Origin of the sequence: Streptomyces sp. NPDC051207, from assembly GCF_040682395.1 — a bacterium.
GTDB lineage: Bacteria > Actinomycetota > Actinomycetes > Streptomycetales > Streptomycetaceae > Streptomyces.
Genome location: NZ_JBFBAX010000006.1, coordinates 185,647 through 208,584, shown reverse-complemented (window position 1 = coordinate 208,584; position 22,938 = coordinate 185,647). Strand labels below are relative to the sequence as shown.

The window sequence follows — 22,938 nt, the reverse complement described above, 5'->3', positions numbered from 1 at the left end:
GCGCGTCAACGATCCATCGGGACCACCGAGCCACATCCGGCATACCGATCCGGCCCCTGAACCGACCGTTCCCGTTCGATTACAGTGCTGGACGGTCGTACGTCCGACGGTGCACCGGGAGGTCTGGGTGGGTGCGACAGCCGGCGCCGTCTGGGGCCGTACCGAACAGCAGGACTTCCGCAGCAGGGTGCGCGGAACCCTGCTCGGCGTGGCCGTCGGCGACGCGCTGGGCGCCCCCGTCGACGCCCTGGACCTGGAGGCGATCCGGGCGGCGCACGGCCCCGAGGGCGTCCTCGGCCCGCTCCCCGCCTACGGCAGGCGCGGCGCCGTCACGCACCTCACGCAGCTGACCTTGTTCTCCACGGACGGCCTGATCCGCGCCCAGGTGCGCCGCGACACCGGCGCCTGGCATCCGCCGACCGACCTGCACCGCGCGTATCGGCGCTGGGCGGCCACGCAGCGCGACTGGGGCCCCGACGAGCGCCGCAAGGACGACGGCTGGCTGGCCCGCGAGGAGTGGCTGTACGCCCGCCGGGCCCCCTCCCGCGCCCTGCTGCTGGGCCTCGGCGACGACACCATGGGCACGCTGGACGCGCCGAAGAACCCCGGCGAGGCCGGCCCGGAGGCCGCCGCGCGCTCCGCGCCGTTCGGGCTGCTCGTCGGCTGGGAGCCCGAGCTGGTGGTGCAGCTCGCCGTGGAGTGCGCGGCGCAGACCCACGGCCACCCCACCGGATACCTCGCGGCGGGCGCGTACGCGGTGATCGTGCACGGTCTGGCCCGGGGCGAGAGCCTGGACGGCGCGGTGCAGCGGGCGCTCGCGCTGCTCGCCGCGCGGCCCGGCCACCAGCCGGTGTCGGACGCGTTGCAGCGCGCGCTGGGCGCGGTGCGGCAGGGCATGCCCACCCCGGTCCGGGTCGCGGAGCTGACCGGCGAGGGCGCGGCGCAGGGCCTGGTGGCCGCGGCCGTGTACTGCGCGCTGGTCGCGGAGGACGTACGGCACGGGCTGTGCCTGGCGGTGAACCAGGACGGCCCGTCGGCCGCGGCGGGCGCGCTGACCGGCGGCCTGCTCGGGGCCCTGCACGGCGAGACGGCCCTGCCGCCGGCCTGGCTGGCCGAGCTGGAGGGCCGTCCCACGATCCTGGAGCTGGCCGACGACTTCGCCATGGAGATGACGCAGGGTCCGGCCCTGCACGGCCCGGCGGGTTCGTCGCCCGCGTGGCTGGCGCGCTACCCGCGGGGTGCCTGACCGGGCCCCGGCCGTCCCCGGCCCTCCCCGCTAGTCCCTCACGGTGGTCGGCACCGCGTCGTCCGGTCCGGCCGCCGGGGCCGGGACCGCGGCGGCGCCGTCGCTGTCGGTGTTGATCCGCTCGATGATGAGGTCCCGCTCGGGGGTGTCCTCCGGCTTCAGCCGGCCGATCAGGACGTAGAGCACGAGCGACACGGCCAGCGGGATCGACACCTGGTACTGCAGCGGCACACCGCCGTCGATGTTCCAGTGGATCGGGTAGTTGACCAGCCAGAAGGCCAGCAGACCGGCTGCCCAGCTGGTGATCGCGGCCGTCGGCCCGCACCTGCGGAACTGGCGGAGCAGGCCCAGCATCATCGGGATCGCGATCGGGCCCATCAGACCGGCGACCCACTTGATGACGACGGTGATGATGTCCTTGAACGTCGGCGAGTTGACCTGCGTCGCCACCGCCATCGACAGGGCGAGGAACGCCACCGTCGTCACGCGCGCCGCGATCAGCCCCGACCGCTCGTTCCAGGCCCGCGCCTTCGCCGACAGCACCGGCGCCACGTCCCGTGTGAAGACGGCCGCGATGGCGTTGGCGTCGGAGGAGCACATGGCCATGGTGTGCGAGAAGAAGCCGACGATGACCAGGCCCAGCAGGCCGTGCGGCAGGAGCTGCTCGGTCATCAGGGCGTAGGAGTCGGACCCGTCGGTCTTGTTGGACTCGACCAGCAGCGGCGACATCCACATCGGGAAGAACAGCACCAGCGGCCAGACCAGCCACAGGACGGCCGACAGCCGCGCCGACCGCTCGGCCTCCTTGGCGTTGGGGGTGGCCATGTAGCGCTGGGCCTGGTTGAGCATGCCGCCGTTGTACTCGAACAGCTTGATGAACAGGAACGCCAGCAGGAACACCGTGCCGTACGGGCCGGCCAGCGGTTCGCCGTGGCCCTGCAGCTCGGGTTCGTCCCAGACGCCGAAGAAGCCGCCGAAGTCACCGAGTTCGACGAGGACCGCGAAGAACATGGCGAGTCCGGCGAGGAGCTGGATGACGAACTGCCCGAGTTCGGTCAGCGCGTCCGCCCACAGGCCGCCGATCGTGCAGTAGATGCCGGTGACGACGCCGGTGATGAGGATGCCCTGGTTCAGGGAGATGCCGGTGAACACCGACAGCAGCGTCGCGATGGCGGCCCACTTGGCGCCCACGTCGACGATCTTCAGCAGCATGCCGGACCAGGCCAGCGCCTGCTGGGTCTTCAGGTCGTAGCGGTTCTTCAGGTACTCCAGCGGCGAGGCCACGTGCAGCCGCGAGCGGAGCCGGTTGATGCGCGGCGCGAACAGCTTCGAGCCGATCGCGATGCCCAGGGCGATGGGGAACGACCAGGTGACGAAGGACGTGACGCCGTAGGTGTAGGCGATGCCCGCGTACCCGGTGAACATCACCGCGCTGTAGCCCGACATGTGGTGCGAGATGCCGGACAGCCACCAGGGCATCCTGCCGCCGGCCGTGAAGAAGTCGCTGACGTTGTCCACGCGTTTGTGGGACCAGACGCCGATCGCGACCATCACGGCGAAGTAGCCGATGAGTACGGCCCAGTCGAGACTGTTCACGTGCCCCCCTTCCAGGGTCCGCCTTGTGAACTCCGCTCAGCTGGTTGGCACTTCGCCTGAGCGGGGTAAGGGCGTGGAAGGCCGCGAAGTGCCCGCTCATCGTGGGTGGGATGGCGTGGTCGGGACAATGGCGCGGTGGGTCAAGAGCAGGTAAAAATGTTCGGCGCACTGATTGTTGTTCATCTATGTGAACACCGTGAGGGGTGTCGCAGCCCCCGTGGACCGGCTGGGACCGGCGTGCGACCAGCGTGGGGCGGGCGTGGGGCGGGCGTGGGACGGCGGGAGAATCCCTTACCGCAGCTCCTCGGGGCACGGTGTTCCGCGCGGCAGCTGGTAGGGGGCCGCCAGCCGGTAGGTGCCCGCCTTCGGCGCGAGCAGCTCCGTCCAGCGGTCGCCCTCGGCGTCCTCCTCCGTCTCCGACAGGCAGCCGTTCACGTTCTCGTACGTCTTCGGCATGCCCTCGGGACGGTTGCGGGAGGCCTCCGTCTCCCGCGGCGGCTTCAGGCTCCTGCCCTCGTCGTCGACGATGCTCAGCCACGGCGAGTACGGAATGCGGATCAGGACCCGGCCGGGCCTGCGCACGTCCACCACCACCTCGCCCTGCTCGGCGCGCACCACGGTCGCGTGCGGCTCCGCGAGCGGCGTCGGGTCGAGGACCTCGAACAGCTGCCAGTTGGCGTCGCCCCAGATCTGCTTCAGGTACGGCAGGCCCCGCTGCACCAGCTCCCGCTCCCGCTCGCCGCCGTCACCGTCCGGCTCGTCCTTCGGCACCACCACGAAGTGCACGGCCCAGCGCTTCAGCCACTCGTGGTAGTTCGCCGAGTTGAGGGTGTCGTCGTAGAAGAGGGGGTTGCGCTCCATGTCGGCCTGGCGGTTCCAGCCGCGGGCCAGGTTCACGTACGGCGCGAGCGCGGACGCCTCGCGGTGCGAGCGGGCCGGGACCACCTCGACGCGGCCCCGCTCGGCGCGCACCTCCTGCAGTTCGTTGACGAGCGGCGCCAGCTCGCGCGACCAGGACGCCGCGGGCGCCGTGTGCACGACGTCGTTGACCGACTTCACGCCGATCCACACGTTGAACCCGACGAACGACACCACCAGCGCGTACCACGTGCGGCTGCGCGGCACCGTGAACGGCAGCGCCGCCAGCAGCGCCACCCCCGCGAACAGCATCGCCAGCCGCGTGATGTTGGACCCGATCTGCGAGCTGATCAGCCACACCAGCACCACCGACAGCGCGTACACCCCGGACGTCAGCCGGACCGTCTTCCAGTCCCGGGGCACCAGCACGCACACCAGCACCGAGAACGCCAGCGGCAGGATCACCGACAGGAACGACATCGGCTGCGTGCCCGAGAACGGGAACAGCCACGCCGACACCGCCACCACCGCGGCCGGCGCGAGCCCCAGCGCCCACGCGCCCGGCCGGCGCCGCTGCAGGAACAGCGCGACCGCGACCAGCCCCACGAACAGGCCCGCGACCGGCGACGCCATGGTGGCCAGCGCGGCCAGCGGCGCCGCGCACAGCGCCTTCGCCCAGCGCCGGTGGCGCCAGCGGTACGGCCAGCAGAACACGACGGCGACCGCCCCGAGCGCGAACATCGTGCCGAGGCCGAACGTCACGCGCCCCGACGCCGCGTTGCAGAACAGCGCGAACACGCCCGCCAGCGCGGCCCACAGCGGATTGCGCACCGACCGGCTGCGGATCAGGACCAGCGTCAGCAGCCCCGCCGACACCGTCCCGGCGATCATCATCGTCGTACGGACGCCGAGCACCGACATCAGATACGGCGACACCACGCTGTACGACACCGGGTGCATCCCGCCGTACCAGGCCAGGTTGTACGCGGAGTCCGGGTGCCGGCCGACGAACTCGGCCCAGGCGTCCTGCGCCGCGAGATCACCGCCACTGTTCGCGAAGGTGAAGAACCAGAGGATGTGCAGCACGCCCGCCAGCGCGGTGACCGACAGCACGGGATGCCGCAGCAGCCGTTCGCGCAGGGCCAGGAAGGCGGTCGTCACCGGGGATTCCGGCTCCCCGGCGGGACCCCGGCTCCCGGCACGGGCGGCACGGTCCCGGCCGGCGTCGGACGCTGCGCGGCCGTCGTGCGCGCGGGGCGCGGGCACGTGGGGGCGCGAGCCGGATCCCGGGTCCGGATCGGCGTCGTCGGCGCGTGTCGGCTCCGCAGTGGCCACCTGAAGGCACTCCCCGTGTCCCGTCTTCTTCCCTCGGCCGCGTCACGCCCTCGTCGTGTTCACCGCTGTGCTGACCCGCGACCTGCCCCGATTCGTGACGCTAGCACGCACCCCGCCGGGGGTCTGCTCGGCGGGGTGCGGCGGTCCGGCCGCGCGCCCGGACCGGGCGACGCGGGCCGGACGACGCGGGTCAGGTGATGCGGGTCAGCCGGTCCGTGAAGCCGGGCTCGGCCAGGTCCTCCTGGAGCGCCACCGGGACCTTGACGGCACTGCTGGTGCCGTCGCCGACCGTGAGCGTGCCGACCTCGGCGCCCGCCTTCCCGGTGTGCGGCAGGTCGGCGCCGGCGAACGTCAGCTTCACCTTCAGCCCCGCCCAGCCGACGGCCTTGACGTCCTCGGTGACGGCGACGGGCGTACGCCCGCCGAGACCGTCGTCGGCATACCCCACGACCGTGCCCTTCCTCAGGATCGTCGCCGACTCCAGCGCGTCCTGCGCCGCCCGGATCAGCCGGTCTCCCGCCGACAGGGCGCCCTGCAGGATGGTGTTGTCCGAGCCGCCCGCCGGCTGGCGCACCACGGCACCGACGACGGTCCGCGTCTCGCCGCCGATCTTCTTCTTCGCCGCGAACACCAGGTTGCCGAGCGCGGAGGTCGTCGTGCCGGTCTTGATGCCGACGACGTCGTTGAAGCCGACCAGCTGGTTCCAGTTGTTGTGCCGGACGCCCTTGTAGTCGACGTACGACATCATCGCGGCGACCTCCCGGAAGACCGGCTGCTTCATCGCCGCCTTCGCCAGCTTCACCTGGTCCACGGCCGTGCTCACCGTGGTGTTGTTCAGGCCCGACGGGTCGGTGTACGTCGTGTTCGTCATGCCGAGGTCCTCGGCCGCGGCGTTCATCTTGTCCACGAACGCCTTCTCCGAACCGGCGTCCCAGCGGGCGAGCAGCCGCGCCACGTTGTTCGCCGACGCGATGAGGATGCTCTCCAGCGCCTCCCGCTCGGTGATCGAGTCACCGGCCGTCACCTTGACGGTCGACTCCTGCCCGGCCTCCGACTGGTCCTCGGCGGCCTGGTCGATCTTGATCTTCGGCCCCTCGGCGCCGCTCTTGATCGGGTGGTCGCGCAGGACCAGATACGCCGTCATCACCTTGGCGACGCTGGCGATCGGCACCGGCTTCTGCGCGCCGGACGAGCCGAACGAACCGATGCCCTGCACGTCGAGGGCGGCCTGTCCGGCCGCCGGCCACGGGATCTCGGCCCTGCCGCCGTCGAAGGTGTAGCTGTCCTGCGCGGTCAGGTCGAGCGTGGGCTGCGGCAGCGGGCGCACGGACTGCACGACCGCAAAGACGATCACCAGCAGCAGCACCAGCGGCGTCCAGATCTTGACCCGGCGCACCAGCGTCCGCAGCGGCGTGTCCGGCGGCGGCGGGGTGTTCGTCAGCTCCGCCAGCAGGTCCAGCGGCGGCTTCGGCGGCAACGGCTGCTGAGTCGTCCGCTCGGGCCCGAGCTGCGGCACGGGCCGGGTGGCATCCGCGACGGGGCGCGCCTCGTCGAGGGGCTTGAGGGCGACGAAGCGACTGGTCCGCTCGGCTTCGGCGCCGGGGCTGGCGGGCGGGGTGGGCTGGGGCTGCGCTCCGGACTTCGGCTGGTCTCCGGGCCTGGCCTGGTCTCCGGGCTTCGGCTGGGCGCCGGGCGTGGGCTGCGCCTTGGGCGCGTCGCCGGGGGCGGCCTGGGGCTTGGGCCGGGCGTCCGCCTTGGGCTCGGGCCTGGGCGCGCTGTCGCTCTCGGGGGGCGACCCGGGCTTGGCCGCGTCGCCGAGCTTCAGCATCGTGGTGGGCTGGTCCACGGGAGGCCGTACGGCCGTGAAGACGGCGGTGGGCTGATCGACGCGACGCGCGCCGGGCTTGCCGTCGGTGCCGTCGCCGTCCTTGGGCTCGGCGTCACCGGTTGCGGGTGGGGCGTCCTCGGGCCCGGCTTCGTCCGTCGGCTCGGCGTCCGCGGGCCCGGTTGCGGGTGCGGCGTCCTTCGGCTCGGCATCCGTGGGCTCGGCCGTGGCGTCGGACCGGGGCGCGTCGCCGTCGGCGTCTGCCGTGGAGGCCTCGGGGGCCTGGGAGACCTCGGAGGCCTCGTCCCGGGCGTCGGCGCCGGGCACGGCGGCCCGGGGCTCGTCCTCGGGAGCCTGGTCCGCGGCGTCGGCGGCAGCGGCTTCGCCGGCGTCGGCTTCGGGCGCCTCGTCCGCGACAGACACGTCGGCGTCGTCCTCGCCGGGCTCGCCGGGCTCGCCGGTCCGGTCCGCGTCGGTCGCGGAGGTGCCGTCGGCGCGAGGCTCGCCGGCCCCCGCTGCCGAGGCGTCGTCGGCGTCGGCGTCGAGGCCGGCTGCCGAGGGCGCGTCCATCTCGGCCGTGCGGTCCATGCCGCCCCGAGAAGCCGGACCCTCACCCCGGGAACCCTCGGGCCCCTCCTGAGGCCCTTCCCCGGCCTCCTCCGCGCCCTTGCCGCCCTTGCCCGTGTCCGCGGTCGCCACCCACGCCGCCACGGCCTCACGCAGCCGCCCGTCACGCGTGTCGACGCCCACGCCCGGCCCGCCGCCGGCCTCACCGGCCCGGCCGGCTTCAGCGGCCGCACCGGTTTCAGCCGCGGCGGCGGCACCCTCGGCGCCCCCGGCGTCACCCCCGCCCGTGCCCTCAGCGCTCCCGGCAGCCCCCCGCACCGAGAAAACCTTCGTCGCCCTGTCCGCGTCCGCGGCGCCACGCGGTTCCGCCGGGGCCGGGGTCGCTGCCGCCCCCTTGGCCACCCCCAGGCGGGGATCTCGTACCGATTCGCTCCTGGCCTCGGGAACCGGACCCGTGCTGCCCGGCGTCGGTTGTTCCGACGACTCGCGCTGCCTCGACCTGTCGGGGGACTCGCCCGCCACCGATGCCTCCTCCATGCCGCACGCACTCCGTGCGTTACCGAACCGTGAGCCGCCGCCCGGACACCACCGGCACCGCGCCTTCAGGCCGCCGCGCCGCTGTCCGAACCATGTACCAGTGTCCTGTCTGCGGGCCTGCCCGGAGCGGTAGACGAGAACGACATACCTGCCGGTTCCCTCACAAACAGGTCACGCACCCTCGACAGACCAATGTGAGAGGGGTCACCCTGTCATTCATCCACGCGGGGAGGCATGGATGGGCAGGAGCCGCAGAACACTTCCGGAGGAGCTTCTGCTGCTGGCACTGGACCCGGCCACGGGTACCACTGCACAGCCGCAGTCGCTCGACCTCGGTCTGGCCGGAGCACAGCTAGTGGAGCTGGCGCTGGCCGGACGGATAGCCCCAGACGGGGATCGTATCGCCGTGGTGCAGCCACGGCCGACAGGAGATCCAACACTGGACTGCGCGTTGGAGTTGCTGCGAAGGCGTGGCGCTCCCGTGCGTGCCGTCCACTGGATCGGCGGGCCCCGCCTGGGGCTCCGCCAGACCTACCTCTCGCATCTGGAGCGGTGCGGCATGGTGCATGCCGTCGCCGGTCAGATGTGCGGAGTGCTGCCGACGACTCGCTATCAGGCGACGGACAACGCGATCAGCCGGGAGATCAGGTCCCGGCTGGATTCCGCGATCCGCACCGGCGTACCGCCGGACCCGCGGACCGCGGCACTCGCCGCGCTCGCGCACGCGGTCGGTCTCGGCAAGCACCTGTATCCGGGGAACGAGGGACGCTCGTCCCGCTCCCGGCTGCGGGACCTGATCAGGCACGACCCGATGGGCGGCCTCGTGGCGCACGCCGTGATGGACGTCCAGAACGGCGTGGCGGCCCAGCCGCGCCGCACCGCCCCACCGGCCGGCCGGCAGGCCACCGCCGGGGGCAGGGCCGCCCCGGCCCCCGCCCGCGGGGTGCCGATGCAGCCGCACCGCGAAAGCGCGGCACGCGTCGTGGCCCACTGAGCCGTACGCCGGGCGCGGCGGAACAGCGACGCAGCGGAACAACCGCATACCGGTAACACCCCGCACCACAGCACCGCTCACACACAGCACCGCCGCACCGAGCACCGCACCGTCGCCCAGGACCGGTTCGGGAGCCGCCGGACCGCGCGGGGCGGTGGGACCGTACGTCCGGACGACGACGCGGTCCCGCCGCCCCGCGCGGCTGTGTGCGGGAGGCCGCCGGGCCGTCAAGCCGCCGTTACCCAGAGCATATCCACCGTTTCCCAGCGGTAGTGAGCACCTTGGTGGCAGTCTGCTCAACAGCAGATACGCAAAGTGGCAATATCGAGGCACGCAGCCGGAGGTGCACGTCCCGTGGCGTCCAATGTCAACCCCACCGTCAGGCGGCGCCGCCTGGGCCAGGAGCTGCGCCGGCTCCGCGAGGCCAAGGGCATGACCGCCGAGGAAGTGGCGGAACGGCTGCTGGTGTCGCAGTCGAAGATCAGCCGCCTGGAGAACGGCCGGCGCAGCATCAGCCAGCGCGACGTCCGCGACCTGTGCGGGGTGTACGAGGTCGAGGACCAGCGGATCGTCGACTCGCTGATGCAGATGGCGAAGGACTCGCGCCAGCAGGGCTGGTGGCACGCCTTCGGCGACATCCCGTACAGCGTCTACATCGGCCTGGAGACCGACGCCGAGTCGCTGCGGGTGTACGAACCGCAAATCATCACCGGCCTGCTGCAGACCCGTTCGTACGCGGAGGCCATCATCCGGGGCGGCTCGCCGGAGACGTCGGACGCCGAGATCGACAAGCGGGTGCAGGTCCGGCTGCGCAGGCAGGACCGCATCACCGCCCAGAAGGACCCGCTGCGCCTGTGGGTGGTGCTGGACGAGGCGGCGCTGCACCGCGTCGTCGGCAGCAGGCAGGTGATGCGGGAGCAGCTGGAGCGCGTGGCGGAGATGTCGCAGCTGCCGCACATCACGGTGCAGGTGCTGCCCTTCGAGGTCGGCGCGCACCCGGGGCTGAACGGCCAGTACTCCATCCTGGAGTTCGCGGACGCGGCCGACTCCAGCGTGGTCTACATCGAGGGCGTCACCAGCGACCTGTACCTGGAGAAGGCCTCCGACGTGCAGAAGTACACCGTGATGTACGAGCATCTGCGCGCCCAGGCGCTGAACGTCGAGGAGTCCCTGCGGCGCATCGAGAACGTGGCGAAGGAGTACGCGCGCTGACTTCGCGGCCGGCCCGGACCTGACAGGGGCGGGGATGCTACACCCCTGACAGGCCCGGCTGGAAGTCGCATCTGGAATATGCCATCCGGTCGAGTGAATGGCTGCTCCGAACGGGACGCTTGGCGAGTAGCGTCGATCACGCCAACGACCAGCAACCGTTGGCGCAATCCGAACCGCGGGTTCCCGGCCGGGAAACCGCGGCCGGCGACAGCGACTCAGCGACTGGCTACGGAGCGAACATGGCAATCCAGCAGGGCGCCACACACACGTGGACGAAGTCCTCGTACTCCAACAACAACGGCGCCTGCGTCGAAGTGAAGTCCCCCACGAGCGCGGCGCTCGCGGTCCGGGACTCCAAGGTCCCCGAGGGCCCGACGCTGGCCTTCCCGAGCACCGCGTGGAACGTCTTCGTGGCGTCGGTCAAGGCCTAGGGAGGACGTCCCCGACCCTGTCCGGACCACCGTGTGATCCGCGTGGTTCACACACGATCCCCGCGACGCACAACTGCACAAGCACCACTGCGTGTGCCTGTACCACTGCATGCGCAGCACTGAAAGAGCCCTCTCGACGAGCCGCCGTCCTTGCCGAGAGGGCTCGGCCCATGCCCGGACGGCGAGGCCGCGGGCACCTGCCGTGCGGCTACCGCTCCCGAGCGCCGTCAGCCGGCGAGCTGCGCCTCGATCGCGGTGACGACCTCGGCGGACTCCGGCTCGGTCTGCGGGGAGAAACGGGCGACGACCTTGCCGTCCCGGCCGATGAGGAACTTCTCGAAGTTCCAGCGCACATCGCCGCTGTGCCCCTCGGCGTCGGCGAAACCGACCAGGCGCTCGTACAGGGGGTGGCGCCCCTCGCCGTTCACGTCGACCTTCTCGGTCATCGGGAAGGTCACGCCGTACGTGGCCGAGCAGAACTCGGCGATCTCCTCGGCGCTGCCGGGCTCCTGCCCGAGGAACTGGTTGCACGGCACGCCGAGCACCGTGAAGCCCTGCCCGGCGAACCGCTCGTGCAGCCGCTCGAGCCCGGCGTACTGCGGGGTGAGCCCGCACTTGGACGCCACGTTCACGACCAGCACGACCTTGCCCGCGTACTGCCCGAGCCCGGCGGAACCGCCCCGCAGGGCGCCTACCTCGACATCGAGGGGGGAGGAGCCGTTGTTCTGTGTAGGGGTCATGGGCGGATGCTAACGGCGGGAGATCCCGGGGCGGTGAGGGGGCTGGGCCGGAGGGCGGGGGGGCGGGTGTGCGTCTGTGCTTGGGGCGGGGCCCGCGTCCGTGCTTCGGGCCGGGTCGGCGTCTGTGCTTACGGCCCTGAGCCCGGTCGGTGCCCGTGCTTCATGGCCCCGGGTCGGACCCGCGCCGTCCGTGGTTCACGGCCTCGCGGCGTCACCGCGGGCCGCCTCGACGAGGACCTCACCGGCGGCCGTCCGCGAATACAGCACGGACCGCCCCGCCCGCCGCCGCTCCACCAGCCCGGCCTCCAGCAGCACCCGCAGATGCCGCCCCACCGAACCGAGCCCCTGCCCGGTCACGGCGACCAGGTGGCTCGTACTCATCGGGCAACCGAGCAGCACGAGCACCCTGGCCCGGCCGGCCCCGAGCAGCGCGTCGAGGCTCGCGGGCGCGGGCCTGCTGCCGCCGCCGTCGGCGAGGGCGCCGGAGCAGGCGTAGACGACGGCGTACCGTTCGGGCTCCTCCCAGGAGGCCCAGCCGGCGTTCGGGGTGACGGGGACGAAGACGAGTTCGGCGCCGGAGATCTCACGCGGCGGATACTCGTGCAGGTTCACCTGGAACCGGTTGTCGCCCAGCCACCGCGTCCCCGGTCGCAGCGCGTCCAGCACGGCGGCCCAGCCGCCCCGGCTGACCTGCGCGGTCCGCGCCACGATGTCGGCCTCCAGGACGCGGCGCCTGCGGTCCCAGTACGGCAGTACGCACCGGTCCCAGACGTACTCCAGGAGCGCCGCCGCGCGCTCGGGCAGGTCGTCGCGGTCGAGCGCGCCGGGCAGCGGACCGCCGAGCGAGAGGCGCAGATGGGCGCGGGCCTCGCCGGGCGGGGCGGCCCGCACGCGGGCGAGGCCCTCCTCGAAGCTCTCCCCGTCGCGCGGGGTGGGGGTGAGGAAGTCGGCGATCCAGTCCCGCCCGAGCCCGGAACGCACCAGCAGCGCGGTCACCGGATCGTCGGCCAGCAGTCGCAGATAGCCGGGCCGGTGGGTGTCGAGCCAGGCGCGTTCGCCGGGGTGGGCGGCGACGCCGTGGTGCAGCAGCTTGAGCCCGGCGAAGGTCTCGGCGAGGGGGGAGATGACGAACCGGCTCCGGGCGAGGGTGTCGGCACTGACCTGCCACCAGCCCACGGCGCCTCCATGTTTCGCTCAGGAGCGAAACAGTAACAGCGGCCGGGGCGGCCCTCCCAGACTCCACGGATGCGCAGCGACTCGGCCGACACGGCCACTTCGGCGGCCCCGGGCCACGTGAGCTACTCGGACCTCTTCCGCACGCGGGAGTTCACCCCGTTCTTCCTCGCGGCCTCGGCGCAGGGGGTGGCCCGGACGATGGGCGGCCTGGCCCTGGGCACGCTGGTGTACCGGGCGACGGACTCGCCGCTGCTGTCGGCGGTGAGCATGTTCGGCGCGTCCCTGGCGCAGGTGCTGGGCGCGACGCTGCTGCTGTCGGCGGCGGACCGGCTGCCCCCGCGGGCGGCGATGACGTCCCTCTCCCTGGCCTTCGCGGCGGCCACGGCCCTCATGGCCGTACCGTCCCTGCCGATCTGGGGCATCTTCGCGGTGCTGCTGGTGATGGGCCTGGTGGCGTCGGTGGGCGGGGGAGTGCGCTGGGGCCTGCTGAACGAGATCCTCACCAAGGACGGTTACCTGATCGGCCGTTCGGTCTTCAACATGATGAGCGGCGTCACGCAGATCGCCGGCTTCGCGGCGGGCGGCGCCCTGCTGGCCGTGCTGTCCCCGCGGGCGATCCTGCTGCTGTCGGTGACCCTGTACGCGACAGCCGCCGCGACCCTCTGGCTGGGGCTGCGCACCCGCCCCCCGAGGGCAACGGGCCGCCCCTCCCCGCAGACGACCTGGCGCACCAACGCGTGGCTCTGGTCCTCGGCCCCGCGCCGCCACATCTACCTGGCCCTGTGGATCCCCAACGGCCTGGTGGTCGGCTGCGAATCCCTCTACGTCCCCTACGCCCCGCAATCCGCAGGAGCCCTGTTCGCGTGCGGGGCGCTGGGCATGCTGATCGGTGACGTCCTGGTGGCCCGCGTCCTGCCCCCGAAGACCCGGTCCCGCCTCGGCATCCCCCTCCTCCTGCTCCTGGCCACCCCCTACCTCCTGTTCGCCCTCCGCCCGCCGATCCTCCTGTCGGCCGTCCTGGTCACCGTGGCGTCGGTCGGCTTCGGCGCGAGCCTGATCCAGCAGGAACGCCTCCTCACCCTGACGCCACCCACCCTGACGGGCCACGCCCTCGGCCTCCACTCGTCGGGCATGCTCACGATGCAGGGCGTGAGCGCGACACTGGCGGGCACCCTGGCCCAACTGACGTCCCCGGCCTGGACGATGACAGCACTGGCGGCGGCTTCGGCGGGGGTGACGGGAGGGCTGGCGGTGGCGATGAGGAGGGAGAGACCGACGGGGCCGGACGCAGCCGGCCGCCTCCCTTAGCTCCTTGGGGCCGGCTGGTCCCTGAAGGCCCGCACCCCACTCCGGGTCCGCAAAGGTAGTCCCTTCGGGCCCGCGGAGGATTTTCGCGTGCCCGTGCAACGCTCGCGTTCCGTCGTGAGGCCAGTGCACGAGCGGCGACCTCCGATCAGCGCGACGGGCAGCGGTGCCAGGCAGCGACGTCCGCCCGGATCGTCCTGCCAGTGCCTCCTGGAGTTACGCATACGCCGCGTAGTCGATCCTCAGTCCGTTCATGAGCTGCCCGCCTCGGGCTGGTGGACGGAGCGAGGCGTGCCAACGCCTCAGATCGTGCTGACGCCCTGGTTGTACTTCCACACCCGCCGGTGGTCCCAGGAGTTGATCGCAAGGGGCTCGCTCCCTGCATCGCCCAGGTTGTTGACGAGCGGATCATCACGGTGAGGACCGGTGAGGCCGGTGACGGCTGGATTTGCCCGGTGTCCTCGTACCACCACGACTTGTAGAGCGCGTGGACCTTTCCGTCCCCAGCGGCCGGATTGGCTATGCGGGTGACGAAGGGCTCGTCACGTGTGGCCAGAAGGGCGTCATGGACGCGTCGGGCGGTGCCGGTCTTCCGCCAGGTCGGCCGGACCTTGATCTCCTTCAGGGCCACAGCAGGACGCTCGGTGTACTTCTCCGCGGGCGCCGGACTCGTGCGCTGCCAGTAGTGGTCGCCGTGCTCGATGGTGTTGCCGTAGGCGTACCCGACCGGGTGCTCGTCCGCGTACGCGAGGACGGCGACGAATTCCGGCTCGGTGCCGTGCCGGTCCAGGCGTTCACCGAACGCGATGACCACGTAGTTCGGTAGGTGGAGGAGTGGGGCGCGTACGTCGGCGTACACGTCGAGGAGGTCGCCGCGGGCTGTGTCGAGGGTGGTGAAGGTGCGCAGTTCGATGGCGGGTGCCGTGGTCATGCGGCCATCCTCCAGGCGGCGGTGTGCTCGGTCCAGGTCTGCGCGGTGGAGCTGCCCGGCGCGGTCGCGCGCAGTGCGGCCCCGAACTCCTGCAGCATGCGTGTGACCCAGGAGTGCTGGGTGGCTGCTTCGGCGGGGACCTGCATCGCGGTGGCCGTGGCGGCGTCGGGGGCGCCCTGTGCCGAGCTGGGCGTGTGCGAGCCGGGTGGTGGTGACGGGCCGGGACCGGATCATGTGGGGCCGGAGGGCGGACAAGCAGCGGTGGGCGTGGTACTCGGCGGTCGAGTAGTCGCTCAGCGCCAAATGTGCGGACAGGGCCAGGGAGTCCAGTTCGGCCTGGTCGTAAAGAGAACGGCGAGATGCTGCACCCCGCCAACGTCACGCGGCGGTTCATCGAGCGGTGCGAGGAGATCGGTCTCCCGCCGGTCCGGCCCTACGACCGCCACGGTGCCGCAACCCTCGCCCACACGGCCGGGGCCGACCTGAAGGACATCCAGGAGATGCTCGGCCACTCCTCGATCACCATCACAGCCGACACACACACGAGCCTGCTCCCCGAAGCGGACCTTGCGATCGCCGAGGCCGCTGCCAGGCTCGTCCCGCGCGCCCGCGCCACCTCCGAGAACACCGCCCCCGAAGCGGAGCCCGAGCCCGACGACGCGGAGCATCCCGGCCCGGAGTCCGTGCCGGGATGATGCTGATCCGTTGGGAGAAATTCCGGAGATCAACTCTCCGTCCGCTCACGCATCGCGCACGCAACGGCCCCGGACGGGGAGTCCGAGGCCGAGTAGGAGCCCTCCCTGAGGGTGAAAATCCAGGTCGGAGCGGTGACGCCTGGTGCCCCCGGCAGGATTCGAACCTGCGACACCCGCTTTAGGAGAGCGGTGCTCTATCCCCTGAGCTACGAAGGCGAGGATCACCAGGTGATCCGGCGACTAGCGTAGCGGATATGGGAACGGCGGTGGCAAGGTTCCTGTTTCGGCTGGTCAGTGGGCCTGCCGGTGCGGCCCACGTGTCCAGCCCCGCCCGGCCTACCGGCCCCCGCCACCGTGACGTTCACGCTCATCACCCGGGACGTCGCCACCCGCGCCGTGTACTGGACCTCGTCGCCCGCCTCCGTCAGCACCGCCAGGGACGCCGACTCGTGCACGCGGTCCGCCAGTGCCGGCAGATGCGGCGTCGCGATCTGGGGCAGAACGTACGGGACAACGGCGGGAAGCCCAGGTCCAGGGCCCGGGTGTCAGGGCGAACGTCCGGTCCGGGCCCGGCCTCACCAGGCCCAGGTGCTCGTACGTGATCAGCGCCCGGCGTGCCGTGGCCCGTGCCAGGCCCGTCGCCTTCGCCACCTCCGTCAGCGTCAGCGCCGCCCGGCCCTCGCCGAACGCCGTCAGTACCGTCAGGCCCCGCGCCAGCGACTCCACGAACTCCCGGCCCAGCTCCTGCTTCGACGGCCCCGTCCAGGTCGCCAGGCCCGCCGGTGTCGGCGCGGGTCGCGGTGCCGGGGCCTGGCGCAGCTCGCGTTCCATGTCCGCCACCGCCGAGCGCAGCCGCGGCAGCAGCGTGTCGCGCAGGCCGTCCGCCGTGTGCCGGCTGGTGTGGCTCACCACGCCGGCCACGCAGGTGACACGGCCGGTACGCGGGTCCCGTACTGGTACGGCGACCGCCACCAGGCCGGGCTCGATCAGCCGGTCGTCCAGCGCCCAACCGCCCTGGCCCGCCCGTGCGGCCCGCGCCTCGAAATCCGTATCGGTGTCGTCGGTGGTCGTGCGTTCGCGGGGCGGTACTGCTGGGAACGCGCGGTCCTGCGGGTCCGCCGCGCGGCGCGGCATCGGTTCTCCGGGGGGGGGGGCGGTCGCGGCAGCCCTACCGTAATCCCCGGTGCGACACCGGCCCCGGTTCTCCGGGTTCCCCGGGTACGCCGCCGCCGGCGTTCCCCGGGCTCCCAGGTACACCGTCCGCCCGGATTCCCCCCGTCCCCCGGGTACGCCGCCCGCCCACGTCCCCCGCGCCCCCGGATACGCCGCCCGCCCGGATTCCCCGCGTCCCCCCGGCACACCGCCCGCCCACGTTCCCCCAAGTCGCCCGTCACCCCTCCCCGACCCCCTCCCCCCGAGTGACCCGTACCCGGTAATCGCCCTCCAGGTCGGCCGCCGACACCGTGATGCGGACTCCTCGGCGGCGGTCGGTGAACGTCTCGCCGGGGGCGAACGGCGCGTCCGACAGTTCCGCGTGGACGTTCGGGCTGCGCGTGCAGCCCCCGCTGTCGCGGCGCGAGTCGTACACCGTTATCGGGCCCATGCCGGTGTCGACGTCCGCGTCGACCCGGTAGATCAGGATGCCCGGGCGGCACACCACCTCGTCGTTGCCGGCGCGGGTGCGCAGTTCGACGGCGTAGCCGGAGCGCTCGTCGAGCGGGACGACGATCAGCTTCGGGCCGTTCTTCTCGGCGAGCGGCGTCAGCGTGTACTCGGCCGTGCCGGAAGCCGCGGCGCAGTGCACCTGGGACGCGTCGAGCCAGCCCAGCTTCCACTTGTGCCAGCCGAGCGTGTCGTTGTTGGCCCCCCAGTCCTCGCTCATGATGTCCCAGTGGCCGACCGCGGCCCCGCCCTCGTGGGTGTAGAGGTCGGGCAGGCCGAAGACGTGGCCGTTCTCGTGGGGCAGGACGCGGTAGCCGGTGCGGTGGAAGGAGCCGGAGCCGTCGTCCTGGCGGGAGTAGATGAAGGACGCGTTGGCGACCGGGACGCCGTCCGCGGTGGGCGCCTCGGTGTTGCCGGCGAAGGTGACGGACAGGACGGTGTCCAGCGCCGACGGGCCCGCGTTCGGCGTCACCAGCACGTTCACCAGGTCGTACGCCCGGAAGTCCACCTTCGGGTCGGCCGCCGCCACGATGTCCCGGACGAGTTCGCGGTAGCCGGGGTCGAAGGGCGCGCCGCGCTCTATGCCGTACGCGCGAAAGGGCTGCGGCATGCGCAGCCACTGCCGGATCGGGACCTCGGGGCGGTACGTCAGGCGGCCGTAGGAGCTGGTGCGGAACCAGTCCTGGGTCTGCGGGAAGAACTCGCGGAACCGGTCGAGGGCGCGGCCCCGGCCCGGCACGTCCGGGAAGTCGATCATCAGGGTGAGGGCGCGGACCGTGCCGGTGGAGCGGGTGTAGCCGCGGGGGGTGGGCACGCCCTCCGACATCTGGACGTCGCGCGTGCCGCTGATCATGCAGGGGTCGAGCGCCGAGGACCGGCCGGGGGCGATCGGGCCCGCGCCGGCCGTGGAGGAGCCGGGGGAGAGGTGGCCGTTGCCGGACGAGCTGCCGACGGCGAGCGTCAGGGCGCCGACGCACGCGAGGGCGGCCATGCGGCGGGTACGTATCCGGCTCCGGCGTGCGGTCGGCTTCGGCTGCATACGGGCCCCTCGCTCCAAGACAGCCGCCCGATCACCGGCTGCGCCCTTGCGATCACCCTGTGTCGGAGGACGCGCGGGCGCGCGCTGGAGGAGACCGATCGTGGGTATCGCGTCCGCGCGGCCCACAGGTGAGTGACGCGGGTCACAGGGAACTTTCTGGGTGAGGTGGAAATAACCGGGGACCGCCTCCCCGTTTAGACCTGTGTCCGAACGAAACGGGGACCAGTTCCCCGGATCGCATCCCCGCCCCGGCCGTCAATCAGCCCCAGTCGTCAGTCCAGCCCCACCAGCCCCAGGGAGTACGCCGTGCACACCGCATCCCCCGCGCAGCGCAAGGTGACCCGGCCGCGTGCCGACGCCCTGCGCAACCGGGAGCGGATCGTCACCGCCGCCCGGGAGATGTTCGTCGAGCACGGCCCCGACGTGCCGCTCGACGAGATCGCCCGCCGGGCCGGCGTCGGCAACGCCACGGTGTACCGCAACTTCCCGGACCGCGACGCACTGGTCCGCGAGGTCGTCTGCTCCGTCATGGACCGCACGGCACGCGCCGCCGAGTCCGCCCTGACGGAGAGCGGTGACGCCTTCGAGGCGCTGGAACGCTTCGTGCACACCGCCGCCGACGAACGCATCAGCGCGCTGTGCCCGATGATCTCCACCACCTTCGACCAGCACCACCCCGACCTGCAGGCGGCCCGCGTACGGGTCGAGGAGCTGATCGCCGGGATCATGGAGCGGGCCCGGGTGGCCGGGCAGCTCCGCTCCGACGTCGGCGTCGGTGACCTGATGGTCGCCGTGGCGCAGCTCAGCCGGCCGCCGGCCGGTACGGAGTGCCTGGGCGTCGACCGCTTCGTCCACCGCCATCTGCAACTGTTCCTGGACGGACTGCGGGCCCCGGCCCGTTCCTTCCTGCCCGGCACGGCCGCGACCCTGGAGGAACTGCGCCAGTGCTGACGTCCATCCGTATCGAGGGGGCCGATTAGTTCCGGGGCCGACTCCGGTCATCCCTGCCTCAGCCCCGTAAGCCTGAGCCCTACTGGTCCCACCGGCCGTCGACGGCGACGCGCCGACGGCCCTCGACACCCTTTTTCACCTGTTTTTCCGTGATTTTCCGTTCCGCAGTTCCGCAGTTTCGAAGACGTTCCGCAGTTCCGAAGACCCGACGTTCCGCAGTCCCGAAGTGGGTACCTCCATGTCTCAGACAGTTCCACGCCTTCCCGACGCCGCCCCCGACGCGGGCCGCTGGAAGGCGCTCGTCTTCATCGCGCTCGCCCAGCTGATGGTCGTCCTGGACGCCACCATCGTGAACATCGCGCTGCCCTCCGCCCAGCAGGACCTGGGCATCTCGGACGGCAACCGGCAGTGGGTCGTCACGGCCTACGCCCTCGCCTTCGGCGGTCTGCTGCTGTTCGGCGGCCGGATCGCCGACCTGTGGGGCCGCAAGCGCACCTTCGTCCTCGGCCTGGGCGGTTTCGCCGCCGCCTCCGCGCTGGGCGGCGCGGCCACCAACGAGGCCATGATGTTCGGCTCCCGCGCCCTCCAGGGGGTGTTCGGCGCGCTGCTCGCGCCCGCCGCGCTGTCCCTGCTGGCCGTGATGTTCACGGACGCCAGGGAGCGCGCCAAGGCGTTCGGCATCTACGGCGCCATCGCCGGTGGTGGCGGTGCCGTCGGCCTGATCCTCGGCGGCTTCCTCACCGAGTACCTGAACTGGCGCTGGACGTTCTTCGTCAACATCCCGTTCGCCATCGTCGCGGCGGCCGGTGCCTGGTTCGTCATCCGTGAGCCCGAGGGCAGCCGCAACCGCTCCCCGCTCGACGTCCCCGGCGTGATCCTGTCCACCCTCGGTCTGGTCGCGCTCGTCTACGGCTTCACCCGCGCCGAGTCCGACGGCTGGAGCGACTCCGTGACGATCGGCATGTTCGTCGCGTCGGTCGTGCTGCTGACGGCGTTCATCGCGGTCGAGGCGAGAGTCAAGGCCCCGCTGCTGCCGTTGCGGGTCATCACCGACCGCAACCGCGGCGGCGTCTACCTCTCGCTGGGCCTGGCGATCATCTCGATGTTCGGCCTGTTCCTCTTCCTGACCTACTACCTCCAGATCGTGAAGGGCTACTCGCCGGTCAAGACGGGCTTCGCCTTCCTGCCGATGATCGTCGGCATGATCACGGGCTCCACCCAGATCGGCACCCGCCTGATGACCCGGGTCGCGCCGCGGCTGCTGATGGGCCCCGGCTTCCTGGTCGCCGCGCTCGGCATGCTGCTGCTGACCCGGATGGAGATCGGCTCGTCGTACGCGGCCCTGCTGCTGCCGGCGATGCTGCTGCTCGGTCTCGGCATGGGTACGGCGTTCATGCCGGCCATGTCGCTGGCCACGCAGGGCGTCGAGCCGCGTGACTCCGGTGTCGCCTCCGCGATGGTCAACACCTCGCAGCAGGTGGGCGGCGCGATCGGCACGGCCCTGCTGAACACGATCGCCGCCTCGGCGACCACCTCGTACATCGCCGACCGCATCGGCTCGGCGGGCTCCCGCTCGCAGCAGCAGCTGGTGCAGCTGGAGGGCATGGTCGAGGGCTACACCAGCGCCATCTGGTTCGCCGTCGGCATCCTCGTGGTGGCCGCGGGCATCGCGCTGACCTTCGTCAACGCCGGTCGCCCCGGTGGCATGACGGTGGCCTCCGGCGGGACCGTCGAGGACGAGATGCCGGTGCCGGTGGTCGCCCACTGAGACCGCCCGGGTGACCGGCCCACCGGCCGCCGCCCACGCCCCTTCGGGTCGCACCACCCTCGTGCGCGACCCCCGTACGGAACTCTCGCGGGAGAACTGCGTACGGAAGCCTCGCACGAGACCCCGTACGGACGAGGAAGGGGACGCCCCGTCCGTACGAACCCCCGGACCTGCCCCGGTCCCGCGCGACCCGCCCGGCTCTGCCGGGGGTCAGCGGAGCCAGGGCAGGTCCGCGCCCGCTTCGCTCGGCTGGAGTCCCTCGGCGATGATCCGCATGATCTCGCCGAGGGACTCCAGCTGTTCGGCGGAGAGCCGGTCGAAGACCGCCTGCCGTACGGCGTCCACGTGGCCCGGCGCGGTCCGCTTGAGCACGTCGAACCCGTCGTCCGTCAGCACCGCGAACTGGCCCCGCTTGTCGGAGGGGCAGTCCTCGCGGCGCACCCAGCCCCGCTTCTCCAGGCGCGCGACGGCGTGCGAGAGACGGGAGCGGGTGATCTTGGCAAGCTTGGCCAGTTCCGTCATGCGCAGCTGCCGGCGCGGGGACTCGGCGAGCTTGACGAGCAGGCCGTAGTAGATGTGCGGCATCCCCGCGTCCCGCTGCAGCTGGCGGTCGAGATGGTCCTCGAGCAACGTGCTGGCCTCGATGTACGCGCGCCAGACGCGCTGTTCTTCGCCGGTGAGCCAGCGGGTGTCGCCGGCCGGAGCGGATTCGGGTGCCCTGTTCATGCATCCACTTTACGACCCGCTTCTTGAAGATTAAACAAAGGGGGTCTAGCCTGGTGGCTCGGAGCTTGAATCTTCAAGCTCCCAGATCCCGTACGTCTGGTGTCTCGCACATCTCGACATCGAGTAAGTCTCGTGACCCCGGAGTCGCCGTCATGTCCGCCGCCACCCAGGAGCGCATGCCCGCCCTGTACCTCAGTCACGGTGCCCCGCCGCTGGCGGACGACCCCGTCTGGCCCGGTGAACTCGCCGCCTGGTCCGCCCGGCTGCCGCGCCCCAGGGCGGTCCTCATGGTCTCCGCCCACTGGGAGGAGGCCCCGCTCGCCCTCGGCGCCACCCGCCCGGTCCCCCTCGTCCACGACTTCTGGGGCTTCCCCGAGCACTACTACCGCGTGCGCTACGACGCCCCCGGCGCCCCCGGCCTCGCCGCATCCGTACGCAAGCTGCTGCGCGCCCCCGGCACGCCCGTGCAGGACATCCCCGACCGGGGCCTCGACCACGGCGCGTACGTCCCGCTGGTCGAGATGTACCCGGACGCCGACATTCCCGTCCTCCAGGTCTCCATGCCCACCCTGGACCCGGTGCGGCTCATGGAGATCGGCAGGAAGCTGGCGCCGCTGCGCGACGAGGGCGTGCTGATCGTCGGCTCCGGATTCTTCACGCACAACCTGGCCGCGCTGCGGCAGGGCGGCGTTCCCGCGTGGTCGGCGGAGTTCGACGACTGGGGCCGGCGCGCGCTGGAGAGCGGTGACGTGGACGCGCTGCTGGACTTCACGCACGCGTCGCCCGCGGGGCTGCTGGCCCATCCGCGAACCGAGCACTTCGCCCCGCTGTTCGTGACCATGGGCGCGGCGGACGCGGCCGGTGAGCTGGACACCCAGCGGTCCGTGATCGACGGCTTCTGGATGGGGCTGGCGAAGCGGTCGGTGCAGTTCGGCTGACGGGGCCGGCGGCCGAGCGGTGTCGCGGCGCCGCCGGCGGGTGCGGCCCACGGGGAGGTCGCGGCGTCCGGGGGGTGCGTTCGGCGGTGGCTCGGGTACTCCTGCGGCAACCTTCGGGCGGCGCGGTTCGTCTGCACGTGGAGGGGGCAAGGTGCCCGTCCTCCTGGAGGAGGACGGCTGGGCCGTAGGTGAACGCCGTCACGTTTCACGGAGGAACACGGAGGTCGGCGGACGTCCCCGGGGGAATCGGGGGAACCCGCACTTTCCCGGCCTGACCTGGGCCTCCGCACGGTCCGGTGCAAGGCGCCACCCCGCGCGGCCGGACAGGGTACTGCATGATCAGAAAAATGCAGGGTCGGCTTGGGAATTCTGTCCTGATTCCAGTCGTTGTTTCCTACGGATGCCG

General features: G+C 72.1%; 16 protein-coding genes, 1 tRNA gene and 3 pseudogenes. 9 read left to right on the top strand and 11 right to left on the bottom strand.

Annotation, left to right across the window (positions count from 1 at the left end; translation table 11 throughout):
* The first annotated feature begins 127 nt into the window (after positions 1-127).
* Positions 128-1,246 (top strand): ADP-ribosylglycohydrolase family protein, encoded by a 1,119-nt coding sequence (locus tag AB0M97_RS09100; protein WP_365960088.1) that lies wholly within the window; start codon positions 128-130, stop codon positions 1,244-1,246.
* 30 nt (positions 1,247-1,276) lie between these two features.
* Here AB0M97_RS09100 and AB0M97_RS09095 read toward each other — a convergent pair whose 3' ends face one another.
* From AB0M97_RS09095 to AB0M97_RS09085, 3 genes are all read right to left on the bottom strand, one after another.
* The gene (locus tag AB0M97_RS09095; RefSeq protein ID WP_365960087.1) at positions 1,277-2,842 is read right to left on the bottom strand and encodes a sodium:solute symporter family protein; all 1,566 of its coding nucleotides are present in this window, start codon (positions 2,840-2,842) and stop codon (positions 1,277-1,279) included.
* 291 nt (positions 2,843-3,133) lie between these two features.
* Positions 3,134-5,035, bottom strand: coding sequence for an MFS transporter (locus AB0M97_RS09090; RefSeq protein ID WP_365960086.1), 1,902 nt, complete (start codon positions 5,033-5,035; stop codon positions 3,134-3,136).
* 190 nt (positions 5,036-5,225) lie between these two features.
* Positions 5,226-7,964 (bottom strand): D-alanyl-D-alanine carboxypeptidase, encoded by a 2,739-nt coding sequence (locus tag AB0M97_RS09085; protein ID WP_365960085.1) that lies wholly within the window; start codon positions 7,962-7,964, stop codon positions 5,226-5,228.
* A 238-nt stretch (positions 7,965-8,202) separates the two neighbouring features.
* Between AB0M97_RS09085 and AB0M97_RS09080 the strand changes: the two genes are divergently transcribed.
* The 3 genes from AB0M97_RS09080 (at position 8,203) to AB0M97_RS09070 (ending at position 10,601) form a co-directional block, all read left to right on the top strand.
* A complete protein-coding gene (locus tag AB0M97_RS09080) occupies positions 8,203-8,958 on the top strand; it encodes a GPP34 family phosphoprotein (RefSeq protein ID WP_365960084.1) in 756 nt (251 codons plus the stop codon).
* 354 nt (positions 8,959-9,312) lie between these two features.
* Complete coding sequence (locus AB0M97_RS09075) at positions 9,313-10,170, top strand: helix-turn-helix transcriptional regulator (RefSeq protein WP_365960083.1); 858 nt, start codon at positions 9,313-9,315, stop codon at positions 10,168-10,170.
* A 239-nt stretch (positions 10,171-10,409) separates the two neighbouring features.
* Positions 10,410-10,601 (top strand): DUF397 domain-containing protein, encoded by a 192-nt coding sequence (locus AB0M97_RS09070; protein WP_365960082.1) that lies wholly within the window; start codon positions 10,410-10,412, stop codon positions 10,599-10,601.
* Between the two features lie 227 nt (positions 10,602-10,828).
* Here the strand turns inward: AB0M97_RS09070 and AB0M97_RS09065 are convergent, their stop codons facing one another.
* Together AB0M97_RS09065 and AB0M97_RS09060 are read right to left on the bottom strand one after the other, a co-directional pair.
* Complete coding sequence (locus AB0M97_RS09065) at positions 10,829-11,341, bottom strand: glutathione peroxidase (protein ID WP_365960081.1); 513 nt, start codon at positions 11,339-11,341, stop codon at positions 10,829-10,831.
* Positions 11,342-11,536: 195 nt separating this feature from the next.
* Positions 11,537-12,517 carry a winged helix-turn-helix domain-containing protein gene (locus AB0M97_RS09060; protein ID WP_365960080.1) on the bottom strand — a complete coding sequence of 327 codons (981 nt, stop codon included), beginning with the start codon at positions 12,515-12,517 and terminating at the stop codon, positions 11,537-11,539.
* 69 nt (positions 12,518-12,586) lie between these two features.
* Between AB0M97_RS09060 and AB0M97_RS09055 the strand changes: the two genes are divergently transcribed.
* Complete coding sequence (locus AB0M97_RS09055) at positions 12,587-13,825, top strand: MFS transporter (RefSeq protein WP_365960079.1); 1,239 nt, start codon at positions 12,587-12,589, stop codon at positions 13,823-13,825.
* Between the two features lie 397 nt (positions 13,826-14,222).
* Here AB0M97_RS09055 and AB0M97_RS09050 read toward each other — a convergent pair.
* Together AB0M97_RS09050 and AB0M97_RS09045 are read right to left on the bottom strand one after the other, a co-directional pair.
* A pseudogene (locus AB0M97_RS09050) lies at positions 14,223-14,753 on the bottom strand (GNAT family N-acetyltransferase); the annotation flags it as partial.
* A pseudogene (locus tag AB0M97_RS09045) lies at positions 14,750-15,098 on the bottom strand (hypothetical protein); the annotation flags it as partial. The pseudogenes AB0M97_RS09050 and AB0M97_RS09045, both read right to left, overlap by 4 nt.
* Positions 15,099-15,112: 14 nt before the next feature.
* On the opposite strand from AB0M97_RS09045, the gene AB0M97_RS09040 reads away from it, so the two are divergent.
* Positions 15,113-15,448 (top strand): hypothetical protein, encoded by a 336-nt coding sequence (locus AB0M97_RS09040; protein WP_365960078.1) that lies wholly within the window; start codon positions 15,113-15,115, stop codon positions 15,446-15,448.
* A gap of 140 nt (positions 15,449-15,588) precedes the next feature.
* On the opposite strand, the gene AB0M97_RS09035 is transcribed toward AB0M97_RS09040, so the two are convergent.
* The 3 genes and pseudogenes from AB0M97_RS09035 to AB0M97_RS09025 all read right to left on the bottom strand — a co-directional run bounded on the left by AB0M97_RS09035 (position 15,589) and on the right by AB0M97_RS09025 (position 18,149).
* Positions 15,589-15,664 (bottom strand) — tRNA-Arg (locus AB0M97_RS09035).
* Between the two features lie 134 nt (positions 15,665-15,798).
* Positions 15,799-16,576 (bottom strand): annotated as a pseudogene (locus AB0M97_RS09030) (helix-turn-helix domain-containing protein); the annotation flags it as partial.
* Between the two features lie 262 nt (positions 16,577-16,838).
* Positions 16,839-18,149 (bottom strand): M6 family metalloprotease domain-containing protein, encoded by a 1,311-nt coding sequence (locus AB0M97_RS09025; protein WP_365960077.1) that lies wholly within the window; start codon positions 18,147-18,149, stop codon positions 16,839-16,841.
* A gap of 306 nt (positions 18,150-18,455) precedes the next feature.
* On the opposite strand from AB0M97_RS09025, the gene AB0M97_RS09020 reads away from it, so the two are divergent.
* Positions 18,456-19,100 (top strand): helix-turn-helix domain-containing protein, encoded by a 645-nt coding sequence (locus tag AB0M97_RS09020; protein ID WP_365960076.1) that lies wholly within the window; start codon positions 18,456-18,458, stop codon positions 19,098-19,100.
* Between the two features lie 238 nt (positions 19,101-19,338).
* A complete protein-coding gene (locus AB0M97_RS09015) occupies positions 19,339-20,868 on the top strand; it encodes an MFS transporter (RefSeq protein ID WP_365960075.1) in 1,530 nt (509 codons plus the stop codon).
* 210 nt (positions 20,869-21,078) lie between these two features.
* Here AB0M97_RS09015 and AB0M97_RS09010 read toward each other — a convergent pair whose 3' ends face one another.
* Complete coding sequence (locus tag AB0M97_RS09010; RefSeq protein ID WP_365960074.1) at positions 21,079-21,594, bottom strand: MarR family transcriptional regulator; 516 nt, start codon at positions 21,592-21,594, stop codon at positions 21,079-21,081.
* A gap of 152 nt (positions 21,595-21,746) precedes the next feature.
* Here AB0M97_RS09010 and AB0M97_RS09005 point away from each other — a divergent pair, with 152 nt between their 5' ends.
* Complete coding sequence (locus tag AB0M97_RS09005; protein ID WP_365960073.1) at positions 21,747-22,532, top strand: class III extradiol ring-cleavage dioxygenase; 786 nt, start codon at positions 21,747-21,749, stop codon at positions 22,530-22,532.
* Positions 22,533-22,938 lie beyond the last annotated feature (406 nt).